The sequence below is a fragment of the Streptomyces sp. R44 genome, from assembly GCF_041053105.1.
Classification (GTDB): Bacteria; Actinomycetota; Actinomycetes; order Streptomycetales; family Streptomycetaceae; genus Streptomyces.
In genome coordinates, this window is the sequence record NZ_CP163444.1 from 2523800 (window position 1) to 2536901 (window position 13102).

13 protein-coding genes and 1 pseudogene are annotated in these 13102 nt (G+C 72.7%); 10 read left to right on the top strand and 4 right to left on the bottom strand.

Annotated elements, in window-relative coordinates; all coding sequences use genetic code 11:
* Positions 1 to 52 precede the first annotated feature (52 nt).
* The 3 genes from glnA (at position 53) to AB5J54_RS11685 (ending at position 3610) form a co-directional block, all read left to right on the top strand.
* The gene (glnA, locus tag AB5J54_RS11675; RefSeq protein WP_369143853.1) at positions 53 to 1477 is read left to right on the top strand and encodes a type I glutamate--ammonia ligase; all 1425 of its coding nucleotides are present in this window, start codon (positions 53 to 55) and stop codon (positions 1475 to 1477) included.
* A 229-nt stretch (positions 1478 to 1706) separates the two neighbouring features.
* Positions 1707 to 2420, top strand: a complete 714-nt coding sequence (locus AB5J54_RS11680) for a tRNA-dependent cyclodipeptide synthase (protein WP_369143854.1) — start codon at positions 1707 to 1709, stop codon at positions 2418 to 2420.
* A complete protein-coding gene (locus tag AB5J54_RS11685) occupies positions 2417 to 3610 on the top strand; it encodes a cytochrome P450 (RefSeq protein WP_369143855.1) in 1194 nt (397 codons plus the stop codon). The genes AB5J54_RS11680 and AB5J54_RS11685 overlap by 4 nt, the downstream gene beginning before the upstream one ends.
* A 57-nt stretch (positions 3611 to 3667) precedes the next feature.
* On the opposite strand, the gene AB5J54_RS11690 is transcribed toward AB5J54_RS11685, so the two are convergent.
* The gene (locus AB5J54_RS11690) at positions 3668 to 3943 is read right to left on the bottom strand and encodes a hypothetical protein (protein WP_369143856.1); all 276 of its coding nucleotides are present in this window, start codon (positions 3941 to 3943) and stop codon (positions 3668 to 3670) included.
* 161 nt (positions 3944 to 4104) lie between these two features.
* Between AB5J54_RS11690 and AB5J54_RS11695 the strand changes: the two genes are divergently transcribed.
* Entirely contained in the window at positions 4105 to 4464 is a 360-nt protein-coding gene (locus AB5J54_RS11695; protein WP_369143857.1) for an arsenate reductase family protein, read from the top strand.
* 58 nt (positions 4465 to 4522) lie between these two features.
* Here the strand turns inward: AB5J54_RS11695 and AB5J54_RS11700 are convergent, their stop codons facing one another.
* Positions 4523 to 5377 (bottom strand): alpha/beta fold hydrolase, encoded by an 855-nt coding sequence (locus AB5J54_RS11700; protein WP_369143858.1) that lies wholly within the window; start codon positions 5375 to 5377, stop codon positions 4523 to 4525.
* A gap of 99 nt (positions 5378 to 5476) precedes the next feature.
* Here AB5J54_RS11700 and AB5J54_RS11705 point away from each other — a divergent pair, with 99 nt between their 5' ends.
* A complete protein-coding gene (locus tag AB5J54_RS11705; RefSeq protein ID WP_369149294.1) occupies positions 5477 to 5911 on the top strand; it encodes a MarR family transcriptional regulator in 435 nt (144 codons plus the stop codon).
* Positions 5908 to 7329, top strand: coding sequence for a PLP-dependent aminotransferase family protein (locus AB5J54_RS11710; protein WP_369143859.1), 1422 nt, complete (start codon positions 5908 to 5910; stop codon positions 7327 to 7329). The genes AB5J54_RS11705 and AB5J54_RS11710 overlap by 4 nt, the downstream gene beginning before the upstream one ends.
* Here the strand turns inward: AB5J54_RS11710 and AB5J54_RS11715 are convergent.
* Complete coding sequence (locus AB5J54_RS11715; protein WP_369149295.1) at positions 7298 to 7582, bottom strand: GNAT family N-acetyltransferase; 285 nt, start codon at positions 7580 to 7582, stop codon at positions 7298 to 7300. The genes AB5J54_RS11710 and AB5J54_RS11715 overlap by 32 nt on opposite strands.
* Positions 7510 to 8415, bottom strand: a complete 906-nt coding sequence (locus AB5J54_RS11720) for a Gfo/Idh/MocA family protein (RefSeq protein WP_369143860.1) — start codon at positions 8413 to 8415, stop codon at positions 7510 to 7512. The genes AB5J54_RS11715 and AB5J54_RS11720 overlap by 73 nt, the downstream gene beginning before the upstream one ends.
* Before the next feature lie 217 nt (positions 8416 to 8632).
* Here AB5J54_RS11720 and AB5J54_RS11725 point away from each other — a divergent pair, with 217 nt between their 5' ends.
* The 4 genes and pseudogenes from AB5J54_RS11725 to AB5J54_RS11740 all read left to right on the top strand — a co-directional run.
* Positions 8633 to 10015: a hypothetical protein gene (locus tag AB5J54_RS11725; RefSeq protein WP_369143861.1), complete on the top strand. Its 1383-nt coding sequence runs from the start codon at positions 8633 to 8635 to the stop codon at positions 10013 to 10015.
* Positions 10012 to 11178, top strand: a complete 1167-nt coding sequence (locus AB5J54_RS11730) for a hypothetical protein (protein ID WP_369143862.1) — start codon at positions 10012 to 10014, stop codon at positions 11176 to 11178. The genes AB5J54_RS11725 and AB5J54_RS11730 overlap by 4 nt, the downstream gene beginning before the upstream one ends.
* Positions 11179 to 11334: 156 nt before the next feature.
* On the top strand, positions 11335 to 12366 hold the full coding sequence (glnII, locus tag AB5J54_RS11735) for a glutamine synthetase (protein WP_369143863.1): 1032 nt from the start codon (positions 11335 to 11337) through the stop codon (positions 12364 to 12366).
* A gap of 50 nt (positions 12367 to 12416) precedes the next feature.
* Positions 12417 to 12890: pseudogene (locus AB5J54_RS11740) on the top strand (IS200/IS605 family accessory protein TnpB-related protein); the annotation flags it as partial.
* Positions 12891 to 13102 lie beyond the last annotated feature (212 nt).

The window sequence follows — 13102 nt, forward strand, 5'->3', positions numbered from 1 at the left end:
CACGACCGCTGCAAACCCCGCCCCTCCCCGGGCCGGGAGTAGGAGGAGTGGGATGTCCCAGACCAACGGGTTCCAGAACGCCGACGAGGTCCAGAAGTTCATCAAGGACAACGACGTCAAGATGGTCGACGTCCGGTTCTGCGACCTTCCGGGTGTGATGCAGCACTTCACGATCCCGGCGACGGCCTTCGACCCGTCCGAGGAGCTCGCGTTCGACGGCTCGTCGATCCGCGGTTTCCAGGCCATCCACGAGTCCGACATGGCGCTCCGCGCCGACCTGTCGACGGCCCGCGTGGACCCCTTCCGCCGCGACAAGACGCTGAACATCAACTTCTTCATCCACGACCCGATCACGGGCGAGCAGTACAGCCGTGACCCGCGGAACATCGCGAAGAAGGCCGAGGCGTACCTCGCCTCCACCGGCATCGCCGACACCGCCTACTTCGGCCCCGAGGCCGAGTTCTACGTCTTCGACTCGGTGCGGTTCGAGACCTCCGCGAACCAGGGCTTCTACCACATCGACTCCGAGGCCGGCGCCTGGAACACCGGTGCGGAGGAGAACAACCGCGGCTACAAGGTCCGCTACAAGGGCGGCTACTTCCCGGCCCCGCCGGTCGACCACTTCGCCGACCTGCGCTCCGAGATCTCCCTGGAGCTGGAGAACGTCGGCCTCCAGGTCGAGCGCCAGCACCACGAGGTCGGCACCGCCGGCCAGGCCGAGATCAACTACAAGTTCAACACGCTGCTCGCGGCGGCCGACGACCTGATGCTCTTCAAGTACATCGTGAAGAACGTCGCCTGGCGCAACAACAAGACCGCGACCTTCATGCCGAAGCCGATCTTCGGCGACAACGGCTCGGGCATGCACGTCCACCAGTCGCTGTGGGCGAACGGCGACCCGCTGTTCTACGACGAGACGGGCTACGCCGGCCTCTCGGACACCGCCCGCTACTACATCGGCGGCATCCTCAAGCACGCCCCGTCGCTGCTCGCCTTCACCAACCCGACGGTGAACTCGTACCACCGCCTGGTCCCGGGCTTCGAGGCCCCGGTCAACATGGTGTACTCGCAGCGCAACCGCTCCGCCGCCATGCGCATCCCGATCACGGGCTCGAACCCGAAGGCCAAGCGCGTCGAGTTCCGCGCGCCGGACCCGTCCTCGAACCCGTACCTCGCCTTCTCGGCGCTGCTCCTCGCGGGCCTCGACGGCATCAAGAACAAGATCGAGCCGGCCGAGCCGATCGACAAGGACCTGTACGAGCTGGCTCCCGAGGAGCACGCGAACGTCCAGCAGGTCCCGACCAACCTGGAGGCCGTCCTCAACGCGCTCGAGGACGACAACGAGTACCTCCAGGCCGGCGGCGTCTTCACCTCCGACCTGATCGAGACCTGGATCGACTACAAGCGCACCCACGAGATCGCGCCGATCCAGCTCCGCCCGCACCCGCACGAGTTCGAGCTCTACTTCGACCTCTAAGCCGAGGCTGCACCCTGACGAGGCCCGTCGCCCCCTTTGGAGGGGGCGGCGGGCCTCGCCGTTTTCCGGCCAAGATCACGGAAGTGTGAACAGCTGACGAACTCCCCTCCGTACCTGCGAGTAAGGGGTTCACGCTCCGCGACCGGTCGATAGCGTGTCGTCGTCGCTGCCGCCACACCCGGAGCACAGGGCTCCGCCGGGACTAGCTGGCGCGATGAGGACTGCCTACGTGACTCAGGCGGCTTTCGCCCCTGCAGAGACGCTCAGACTCCAGCCGTACACCGATCACTGCCGCGTCATCGCCGACGAGGGCGCGCACGTGGTCATCGGCGTCTCACCGGGGAACAGTTATTTCACCGCCCAGCGGCTGCGCGAGCTGACGCGCTGGGGCTTGGACCATTTCGATCAGGTCGATCTCGTCTACACCGATCTGCATGTCGCGAACATGTACGAGGCGCTGGGGTACGGGGTCGACGAGGCGCGGCGGAAGGCCGTGAAGAACCTGCGGGGGGTCCGGGCCAAGGTCGGGGCGGCCGTGGCCGAGGCCGACCCCACGGGGACACGGGTGCGGGCCCGCGGGATGTCGGAGTTCCAGGCCCTGCCCGCGTACCAGGAGCTGCACCGCCAGGTCGTGGCGGCCGTCGACGGGGATCCCGTGGTGCGGGAGACCTGCGACGCGCTCACCGGGATCTTCCTGGCGGGGAAGCTGACGCCGGGGCAGGAGGCGAGCGCGCTCCAGAAGGACGTGTGCCGGGCGTACATCAGCGCCGAGGTGCCGCTGTTCCTGGACACCCCCGCGATCCTCGGGGTGCCGTCCTCGCTCAACTGCTACCACCAGGCCCTGCCCCTCGCCGATCTGCTCTACGCCCGGGGTACCGGGCTGCGTGCCTCCCGCAACCAGGGGCACGGCATCCTCACGCCTGTCGAAGGAGACGCGCGATGACCACGGTCACGACGAACGAACCGCCCGCCTTCCCCTTCGACTGGGACGGGACCCGGCTGCCCGCCGAGATCGACGCGCTGCGCGCCGAACCGGTCCGCAGGGTCCGCACGATCGCCGGGGCCGAGGCCTGGCTGGTCTCCTCGTACGAGCTGTGCCGGCAGGTCCTGGAGGACCCGAGGTTCAGCCTGAAGGACACCTCGGCCCCGGGAGCGCCGCGCCAGTACGCGCTGACGATCCCGCCGCACGTGGTGAACAACATGGGCAACATCACCGGCGCCGGGCTGCGCAAGGCCGTCATGAAGGCGATCAACCCGAAGGCACCCGGCCTGGAGGAGTGGCTGCGGACGCGGGCCGGGGCCCTGGTGGACGCGCTGGTCGCCGAGGGGGCGCCCGGTGAGCTGCGGGGCGCCTACGCCGATCCGTACTCGGCGGGGCTGCACTGCCGGATGCTGGGCATCCCGGAGGAGGACGGGCCCCGGCTGCTGCGCAGCCTGGACGTGGCCTTCATGAACGCACCGCGCGCGATCGAGGCGGCCGGGCTCAACTGGGACCGGGACATCGCCTACATGACCGAGCGCCTGGACGATCCGGCGACGGGCGGGCTGGTCGCGGAGCTCGCGGCGCTGCGCGAGGATCCCGACTACGCGCATCTGACGGACGAGATGCTGGCGACGGTCGGCGTGACGCTGTTCGGCGCGGGGGTGATCTCCACCGCCGGTTTCCTGACGATGGCGCTGGTGTCGGTACTGACCAGGCCCGATGTGCGGGAGGCGCTGACCGGTGGCGGTGGCCGGGTCGCGGGGGCGATGGACGAACTGCTGCGGGTCAACCTGTCCATCGGGGACGGACTGCCGCGGCTCGCCCTGGAGGACGTACGGCTCGGGGACACGCTGGTGCGGGCCGGTGAGCTCGTCCTGGTGCTCGTGGAGGCCGCGAACCACGATCCGGAGCACTTCCCGGACCCGCTGGCCTTCCGGCCGGACCGCGAGAACGCCTCCGACCACCTCTCCTTCGGCGGCGGATCGCACTACTGCCCGGCGACGGCGCTCGGCAAGCGGCACGCCGAGATCGCCCTGGAGACGCTCCTCGACCGGCTGCCGGGGTTGCGGCTCGCGGTGCCGGTCGAACAGCTGGTGTGGCGCACCAACTTCATGAAGCGGCTCCCCGAACGACTGCCGGTGGCCTGGTAGCGGACGGGATCCGACGACGGCGCTGCCCGGCTCCGGCCGGGCAGCGCCCCTCGGATGTCAGCGGCCGTAGCGGATGAGTGCCCGCACCATGCGGCAGGTGGTGTCCGAGGGCGGGTGGATGCCGATGGTCTCGGCCGTCGTGCGTATCGTCGCGTTCGTCGCCTTCGACGGGACGTAGACGCCGGCGTCGAGGAGGGCGATCGCGAGGCGCATGGCCTTCAGTCGGCGGTTGTGCGACACGTACCACTCGCGGGGGCGGCCCGCGGGGAGCGGCTTCTTCTGGAGCGGCTTCCAGGGTTCGAGGGACGGCGTCCGGATCACGGCGAGAGCCATGGGCTACCTCCTGGCGAACGGTGGGGTGGGGGCCCTCCCCGGGACCCTCACCTTCACCCCCTATTTTAGAGACCCCCACTGACAATCGCCCCTGGCCAGATGGGGTTTGGGGGGTGCTGGAGGGGGGCTTGGGGGGTGCCGGTACGGGTACCGTGTGGGGCATGGAGATCTGGATCAATCCCGCCTGTTCCAAGTGCCGCAGCGCCCTCACCCTGCTCGACGCGGAGGGCGCCGACTACACCGTGCGCCGCTACCTGGAGGACGTGCCGTCGCCGGAGGAGATCCGCGCTGTCCTCAAGCGGCTCGGCCTGGAGCCCTGGGACATCACGCGGACCGGGGAGGCCGTCGCCAAGGAGCTCGGGGTGAAGGAGTGGCCCCGGGACGAGGCGAACCGGGAGCGGTGGATCGAGGCGCTCTCCGCGCACCCCAAGCTGATCCAGCGGCCCATCATCACGGCCGAGGACGGCACGGCCGTCGTCGGCCGGACCGAGGAGGCCGTGCGGGACGCCTTGTCCCGCTGAGAGGGGGACGCCTTGTTCCGCTGAGCCGCCGTCCCGCTGAGCCCCCGTTCCGTTGGGCTCAGACCGACAGGAAGGCCCTGAGCGCCGACAGCGCGGACGGCGGCAGGTCCGCCGGGAGCGTGTGGTGGGTCGCCGTCGGCAGGGTCTCCGTCACGATCCCGGGGATCGCCGCCCGGGCCCGCTCCGCGATCCGGGCCGCGTCGTGCACCCGGCTCCGCCCGGCCGTGAGCAGCAGCGTCGGGGGCCGCAGGGCGGCCAGTTCGGCGCGGGTCGGGCGGGGGCCGGTGACCGGGCGGTGCCGGGGCAGCTCCGCCGCCAGGGCGTCCAGGCGCCGCACCCCCGGGTCCTGCTCCGCCCCGCCGGTCTCCCAGGCGAGCAGGGCCTCCGCCCGCGCGGCCGTCGGACGCAGCAGCAGGGGCAGCGCGCGCAGGAGGTAGCCGGGGCGGAAGCCGGCGAAGCAGCCGGTCGGGTCGAGGAGGGCGAGGCGGTCGGTCCGGTCGGGTGCCGCCAGGGCGTACCGGAGCGCGATCCACCCGCCGTACGAGTGGCCGCAGAACGACGCCGACGTCAGCCCCAGGCCGTCGAGCACGGCGTCGAGCCAGGCCGTGAGGTCGGCGGCGGTACGGATCGGGCGGCCGTCCGCCCGGCTGCGGCCCGGTCCGCCGACGAGGTCCACGGCGTGGACCCGGTGCGTCGCGCCGAGCGCGGCCGCCGCCGTCCGCCAGGAGCAGGCGGTGGCCCCGCCGCCGGGCAGGAGGAGGAGCGGCCGGCCGTCCTCGGGGCCGTGGTGGAGGACGTGGGTGGTGCCGTGGGGTGTGCGGAGTTCCGAGGTGGTGGTGGGACGGGGCCACGTGGCGAGGACGTCCTCGTAGGCCCTGGCGAAGGTGCCGACGGTGGTCTCGGCCTGCGGCATCACACGTGTCCTCTCGTTCGGCAATAATCTCGTTCGGCGACCATCTCGCTCAGCGAGATATCTGGATCATAGGAGGATGTCGTGGCTGCGTCACCGGAGATGCAGATCTTTCATCTGCTGCGCGAGGTCACCGTCGAATACGGCCTGCGCCAGAACGAGTTCGCCGCCCGCAACGGCATGCACCCGACGGACGTACGGGCCCTGATCTGCCTCCTCGACGCCGAGCGCGCCGGCACGGACGCCACCGCCGGATGGCTCGGCGAGCGCCTCGGACTCAACTCGGCCGGCACGACCGCCGTCGTCGACCGGCTCGAACGGCTCGGCCACGTCGCCCGGGCCCGCGACGCCCGGGACCGGCGCCGCGTCCTGCTGACCGTGGAGGACCGCGCGAAGGAACTGGGCCGCGCGCACTTCGGACCGCTCATCGACGGGACGGTCGCGCTGCTCGGCGGCTTCACCGAGGACGAGACCGGGGCCGTACGGCGGTTCCTGACCGGGGTACGGGACCTCATGGACGACGGCGAGGAGCGGTGAGCGGCACCGGCGCGCTCGGGAACGATCTGCATCTCGACCTCGGGGCCGGCGGCAGCCGCCGGGCCGCGCTCATCCGGGCCCTGCGCGAGGCCGTGCGCGAGGGGCGGCTCGCCCCCGGCACCCGGCTGCCGCCCTACCGCTCGCTCGCCGCCGACCTCGGGATCGCCCGCAACACCGTCGCCGACGCGTACGCCGAGCTGGTCGCCGAAGGCTGGCTCACCTCCCGCCAGGGCTCCGGCACCCGCGTCGCCGACCGGGTCGCCGCGCCCGCCCCCGGGCCCGTACGCCCGGCCGCGCCGCCACCGCTCCCGTACGACCTCGTCCAGGGCAGACCCGACCCCGGCTCCTTCCCGCGCGGCCCCTGGCTGGCGGCGGCCCGGCGGGCCCTGACCGACGCGCCGCACGAGGCCTTCGGGACCCGCGACCCGCACGGCCGCGTCGAACTGCGCCGGGCCCTCGCCGAGTACCTCGCCCGCGTCAGGGGCGTGCGCACCGGCCCCGACCGGATCGTCGTCTGCTCCGGCGCCGCCCACGCCCTGCGGCTGCTCGCCCGGGCGCTCGGCACGGAACGCCCCTGGGCCGTCGAGGCGTACGGGCTCCCCTTCCACCGGGGCCTCCTCGGCGAGGCAGGCGTCCGTACCGTGCCCGTGGCGGTCGACGGCGACGGGGCCAGGACCGGGGAGATCCCGCCCGGGGCAGGCGCCGTGCTGCTCACGCCCGCCCACCAGTTCCCCACCGGCGGGCCGCTGCACCCCGAGCGCCGGACCGCCGTCCTGGAGTGGGCGCGGCGCTCCGGCGGGCTCGTCGTGGAGGACGACTACGACGGGGAGTTCCGGTACGACCGGCGTCCCGTCGGCGCCGTCCAGGGCCTCGACCCCGAACGGACCGTCCTCCTCGGCTCCGTCAGCAAGAGCCTCTCCCCCGCGCTGCGGCTCGGCTGGATGTGCCTGCCGGCGGCGCTCGTGGACGCCGTCGCCGCCGCGAAGGGCGAACGCGAGCCGTACGCCTCCGCCCTGGACCAGCTCACCCTCGCCGACTTCCTCGGCTCCGGCGCGTACGACCGGCACGTCCGGGGCATGCGCCGCCGCCACCGGGAGCGGCGCGACCGGCTGGCCGCCGCACTCGCCGAACGGGTGCCGGAGGTACGGGTGACGGGCATCGCCGCCGGTCTGCACGCCGTCCTGGAACTGCCCCCGGGCACGGAACGGGCGGCGCTCGCCGCGGCCGCCCGGCACGGGGTCGCCACGGAGGGCCTCGCCTCCTACCGCCACCCCGACGCCCACGGCCCCGCCCACCCGGACGGCCTGGTCGTCGGCTACGCGACCCCGCCGGAACGGCTGTACGGGGCGGCCCTCGACGCCTTGTGCGGGGCGCTGGCGGAGACGCTCAGCTCGCGGGCGGCAGACGCTTCGTCATGACCCGTTCCTGACCCGCGCGGCCGTCCGGCGCGTACCCGAGGCGCTCGTACAGCGCGATCGCCGGGGCGTCGGCCGCCGGCACGGAGAGCCGGATCGCCCCCGCTCCGGTGTCGTGCGCCCAGGTCTCGACGGACGCGATCAGGCGGGCGGCGAGACCGTGGCCCCTGCACCCCGGGGTCGTCAGCCGCGGGCCGCACGGGCCTCCGCCTCCGTCAGGATCTCCGTGAGGCGCAGGCCGAAGCGGGCGTCGCAGGCGTGGGGTTCGCCGGTCCGGGCCGCGGTGACGAGGGCGTCGACGGCGGTGGCGAACGCCCCCACCGCGCCATTCCAGCGGGGCAGTTCGGCGCGGCCCCCGGTGCCGTACAGGGCGAGGGCCGCCTCCGCCGCCTCCGGAGGCGCGCTCAGCGTGAGCGTGGCCGTGCTGCTCGCGCCCGAGGCGTGGCGCAGCACGAGGTGGTGGGTGTCGTCGGGACCCGGGACTGCGGTGACGTCGGTGACGTCGCCGAGGACCGGCAGGAGGACGGAGAGGACATGCGGGCCGACGTCCCACAGGCCGCCCTTCTCCCGCCGCCAGGGCGAGGCCGCGTACGCGCTGGTGGAGCCGGGGCCGTAGAGCGAGCCCAGCCAGTGGGCCTCGCCGAGGAACCAGCCGCCCGCCGCCGTCTGCTCGTCGATCCAGCGGGCCGTCGGCTCCGCGAACCGGAGGGTGCAGAAGACCACCGAGGCGACACCGGCCGCCTCGACCGCCTCGGTCACCTCACGGGCGAGCGCCACCGTCGTCGCGACCGGCTTGTCGAGCAGCACATGACAGCCGGCGGCCGCGGCCCGGACGGCGAGCGGGGCCTGGACGTCCGGCGGCAGGGCCAGGGCGACGGCGTCGCTGGCGGCGAAGAGGGCATCCAGGTCCTCGTACGCGCGCGTGCCGGACGCGGCGGCGAGCTCGGCGGCCGCCTCGGGGCGTCTGCCCCACACCCCGCTGAACTCGACGCCCGGATGCCCGGCGAGGGCAGGCGCGTGCGTACGGGCGGCCCAGGGGCCGGTGCCGAGGAGTCCGATACGGGGCTTCACACCCAGGAGCTTCGCCATGCCCCCAGTCTGCCGGGCGCCACCGACAACGAACGCCGCCCGTCCACCGGCGACGGCCCGAAATCCGCTGGCGGTCCTCCCCCGGCCCGGTGTTAGCGTTCCTGCGCCGGCCGCGGGACTCCGGTGCGACTTCCGGAACCTGCCTCTGAAGCAACGTCTTCGCTGTTCGCGCCCCCATTCCCCGGCCGGCATCCACGTGCAGGGAAGGGAAAGCGCCGTGTCCGAGCTCGTCGCCGCCGAGGACGTGCTCCTCTTCGTCAACGCCGCCGTGACCGCCACCGGCCAGCGCGAGTTCCGCTCCTCGGCCGCCGAGCAGCGCTTCTCGCTCGCCTTCCTCCACGAGTACGTACGGGTCAACTACCGGCCCGTGTACGCCGCCGCCCTCGCGCTCGACATCAACGACCACAACGCCGCGCTCGTCATCGAGCACCTGCTCCGCACCCCGAAGGAGGCGGAGCCGGGCGAGGGCCGGCTGATCGCCGCGCGCCTCGCGCTGATGCCGCCGCAGCGGGTCTACCGGCTCTTCGGCGCGCTGCGCGACGCCGGGGTCAACAACCGCCGCACGCGCGCGATCGTGCGCGCGTGGCTCGCGGCCCGCCCCGACCCGGCCCTGGACGCGGTGAAGTACCGGACCGGTCTCAAGGCCGCGCTCCGGCACGTCCACGGGCGGCCGGCCGACCCGGAGACCGGTGACTTCCTCTTCGCGCCGGGCCGCCGGGTCCGGTACGAGAACGCCGCGCTCGACGCGCACCGGCGGGCCCACTACGAGCAGGGCGCGCTGTACGAGCTGCCGTTCACGGTCGCGGAGGGCTTCGCCGCGAAGCACGGGATACCCCGCGCGGTGTTCCTGGAGCGGATCGCGCCCCGGATGACCCGGCTCGAACGGCTGCGCACGGACCGGGCCGCCGATCTGTCGGTCATGCCGCTGACCCGGCTCGCCCTGTACGTCCTCGCGCTCCCGTTCGCCGAGCGGGTGGAGCGGCGGGCCGAGCTGACGGCCGCGCTGCGGGCGGCTGCCCGGCGCGCGGCGGGGCCGTACGCCGGGACATGGGGCCGGGTGGCGGCCGTGCTCGACGACAGCTTCTCCTCCTCCGGCTCGGCGGTGAAGCGACGCCGTCCGCTGGCCGTGGCCCTCGGCTGCCACTTCCTCCTGGAGGCCCTCGCCTCCCCGGGGGCGTACACCCCGCTGTGGACCTCGGGCCGGGACGATCCCCTGCTCGTCCACCCTCACGGACCGACCCCGCTCGGCCTGCGCGTCCTGGACGCCCTGGAGACCGGTCCTGAGCGTCTGGTGATCGTCTCCGACGGCTGGGACAACGCCCCTCCGGGACTCGCGGGCGAGGTGCTGCGGGTGTGGCGCACGCGACTGGACCCGGAGCGGCGGACGAGCGTGGTGCACCTGAACCCCGTATACGACGCGGAGGGCTTCGACGTGCGCCGACTGGCGCCGAGCGTGCCGACGGCGGGGGTCAGGGACGCGGAGGATCTCGCGGCCCTGGTGGAGATCGCCCAGTTCGCGGAGGGGCGGACGGGCTTCGCGGAGCTGCGGGCCTATCTGGACCGGCGGGTGGAGCTGTTCCTGAAGGGGGCGGAGGGATGACCCGGATCGATCTCGGCGGGCTGCGCGTGCGGCCCGCGCAGGTGTGGGGCGGGGTGCGGATCGTGCCGCTCGTGCGGGACGAACCGGTGCCGGGACTGCGGCTGCGCCGGGAGGTGTACGAGGGGTGGGGTCCGGCCTCCGTCGAGCTCGGCGACCGGACCACGTACACCTCGTACATCCCGCACGGCTTCGTCGCCGACTGGACGGGGGCGGGCGCGGAGGCCGCCGCGTACGGGACGCGGCTCGGAGGTGAAGGGGAGCCGGCGGCCGTGCCCGTCCGCCGGCTCCACCGGCTGGCCAAGCGCCGGCGGGACAAGGACGGGCGCGCCGAGCGGCGGCTGCGGTTCCTGCCGCTGCACCTCGCCCTGGAGGGATACCTCTCGCTGCACTTCGGCGGACCGACCGTGGTGTGGGACGACTGGTCCCGGGAGGCGCTGCGGCGCGGGCTCTCGCCGCGGGCCGAGGCGGCGTACGCGGGGTGGACGGTGCCCGGGCTCGGGGAGGCGCTGCGGATCTTCGAGCTGCATCCGGGGCAGTGCGGGCTGCTCCTGTACGTGGCCGACGCGCTGGCCGCGGCCTTCGTGGTGCCGCACCCGGACGACTACCGGCGGCTGCACCCGACGCTGGTGGAGGACCTGTACGGGGAGCTGGTCCACCAGTACGCGTACTACGGCGCCCCCGTGCCCGAGTTCACGGCGCGGATCAGGGACGGCGCCGGCGGCATCCGGGGCCTCGCGGATCTGCGGGCGGCGGCCCTGGAGCAGGAGCGGGTCTGGGCGGCGGCGCACGACGGGCTGATGGCGCGGGACCTCCTGGAGACCTCGTACTCCTTCGAGCGGGTGCAGCGGATGGGGGCGTTCGATCTGTACCGGTTCCTGCCGCCGTTCGAGCGGGGCGGCCGGGAGCAGCACATCGGCGAGGTGATCACCGACCGGAAGGGGCGGGCGGCCTATCTGAAGACCTTCCGGCTCTCCGAGAACCAGATCCGGAAGGGGTACCTCCTGAACCGGCTCGCGGACTGCGACTGGCACCTCGGGCGGACGGCGGAGGCGTTGGGGACCTCGTACGCCGAGGTGGTGCGGCGGGTGCGGGGGGCGGGGCTCGGATCGCTCCTCGACGCACACGTCGTCGCACGGCGGCTGCGCGAAGATCAGGAAAGCTGAGTAACACGGGGTTCACAAACGGGCAACCGACGGGAAACCCCGTGTTGCCAAGCTGCGGTCGAACACAAACCGCGCAGTCAGCGCAGAGACCGCAGCTTCTCGCAGTGCCGCGAGCCGCAGCGGAAGCCCGCAGCAGCACGCCAAAGGATGAGACCCGTGACCTTCAAGGCTGAGTACATCTGGATCGACGGCACCGAGCCGACCGCGAAGCTTCGCTCCAAGACGAAGATCATCGCCGGTGAGGGCCTCGCCCTCGACGAGCTGCCGATCTGGGGCTTCGACGGTTCCAGCACGAACCAGGCCAAGGGCCACGCCTCGGACCGCGTCCTCAAGCCGGTCTTCTCCTGCCCGGACCCGATCCGCGGCGGCAACGACGTCCTGGTGCTGTGCGAGGTCCTCAACACGGACATGACGCCGCACGAGTCCAACACGCGTGCCGCGCTGGCCGAGGTCGCCGCGAAGTACGCCTCCCAGGAGTCGATCTTCGGCATCGAGCAGGAGTACACCTTCTTCGACGGCACCCGCCCGCTCGGCTTCCCGGTCAACGGCTTCCCGGCCCCGCAGGGCGGCTACTACTGCGGCGTCGGCGTGGACGAGATCCACGGCCGCCCGATCGTCGAGGCGCACCTGGAGAACTGCCTCAAGGCCGGTCTCGGCATCTCCGGCATCAACGCCGAGGTCATGCCCGGCCAGTGGGAGTTCCAGGTCGGCCCGCTGTCCCCGCTCGAGGTCTCGGACCAGCTGTGGATCGCCCGCTGGCTGCTCTACCGCACGGCCGAGGACTTCAACGTCTCCGCGACGCTCGACCCGAAGCCGGTGAAGGGCGACTGGAACGGCGCGGGCGCGCACACCAACTTCTCCACGAAGGCGATGCGCGAGGGCTACGACGCGATCATCACCGCGTGCGAGTCCCTCGGCCAGGGCTCGAAGCCGCTCGACCACGTCAAGAACTACGGCGCCGGCATCGACGAGCGCCTGACGGGCCTGCACGAGACCGCCCCGTGGGACGAGTACTCCTACGGCGTCTCGGACCGCGGCGCCTCGGTCCGCATCCCGTGGCAGGTCGAGCAGGACCAGAAGGGCTACATCGAGGACCGCCGCCCGAACGCGAACGTGGACCCGTACGTGGTGACCCGCCTCATCGTGGACACCTGCTGCGAGGCCCTGGAGAAGGCCGGCCAGGTCTGATCCGCCCCGCTTCACGAGAGGCGCCCACCGTTTCACACGGTGGGCGCCTTTCTGTCGCCGCGCTGACGGCGAACCTGAAGGCCGGAAACCTCAGGAGGCCCGGTTCGAGGCGGTACGGCCAGGCGGCCGACAAACCGGTCACGTTCCGATCGCATGCGGGGCAGCCGTTCGACGATCGGTGCCTCTCCTGGCAGTTGGACGAGCGCACCGTGTCGATCTGGACGACGTCCGGACGGATCAGCGGCCGTCGTCTCAACCGGCGCCGTGAGGCCGACCGCCTCCTACGCGCGAAGCTGCAGGAGAAGGGCACGAAGTCCGCCAGGCGGCGGGCGAAGCGACATGCGGGCAGGGAGGCCCGCCGGGCCCGCGACATCAACCACAAGATCAGTAAGCGCATCGTGGCGGAGGCTCAACGCACCGGTCGCGGCATCGCCCGGGAGGACCTCACGGGCATCCGCGAGCGGGTACGGCTACGCAAGCCCCAACGCGCCCGACTGCACTCCTGGTCTTTCCGGCAACTCGCCACGTCTGAGCCACAGACGACCCGAGCCGCAAACCCGGGGGTCCAATCCGATTCCCGAGTAGTAGACTAGGGATATGGCCATCATGCAGAACGACACCGCGACGGGTCGCCACGACCTCGAGCCGTTCTGGCCTTCCCGGCAGCACCACGACTTCGACCGGTGCTGTCGACGCGTGAGGAACGCGTCGGCCCTCTAACGCCCCGATCGGTACG

Excerpts from the sequence above, each read along its gene's own strand:
- glnA (WP_369143853.1), top strand. The coding sequence starts at position 53 with ATGTCCCAGACCAACGGGTTCCAGAACGCCGACGAGGTCCAGAAGTTC.
- AB5J54_RS11685 (WP_369143855.1), top strand. The coding sequence starts at position 2,417 with ATGACCACGGTCACGACGAACGAACCGCCCGCCTTCCCCTTCGACTGG.
- AB5J54_RS11690 (WP_369143856.1), bottom strand. The coding sequence starts at position 3,943 with ATGGCTCTCGCCGTGATCCGGACGCCGTCCCTCGAACCCTGGAAGCCG.
- AB5J54_RS11695 (WP_369143857.1), top strand. The coding sequence starts at position 4,105 with ATGGAGATCTGGATCAATCCCGCCTGTTCCAAGTGCCGCAGCGCCCTC.
- AB5J54_RS11700 (WP_369143858.1), bottom strand. The coding sequence starts at position 5,377 with ATGCCGCAGGCCGAGACCACCGTCGGCACCTTCGCCAGGGCCTACGAG.
- AB5J54_RS11705 (WP_369149294.1), top strand. The coding sequence starts at position 5,477 with ATGCAGATCTTTCATCTGCTGCGCGAGGTCACCGTCGAATACGGCCTG.
- AB5J54_RS11720 (WP_369143860.1), bottom strand. The coding sequence starts at position 8,415 with ATGGCGAAGCTCCTGGGTGTGAAGCCCCGTATCGGACTCCTCGGCACC.
- AB5J54_RS11730 (WP_369143862.1), top strand. The coding sequence starts at position 10,012 with ATGACCCGGATCGATCTCGGCGGGCTGCGCGTGCGGCCCGCGCAGGTG.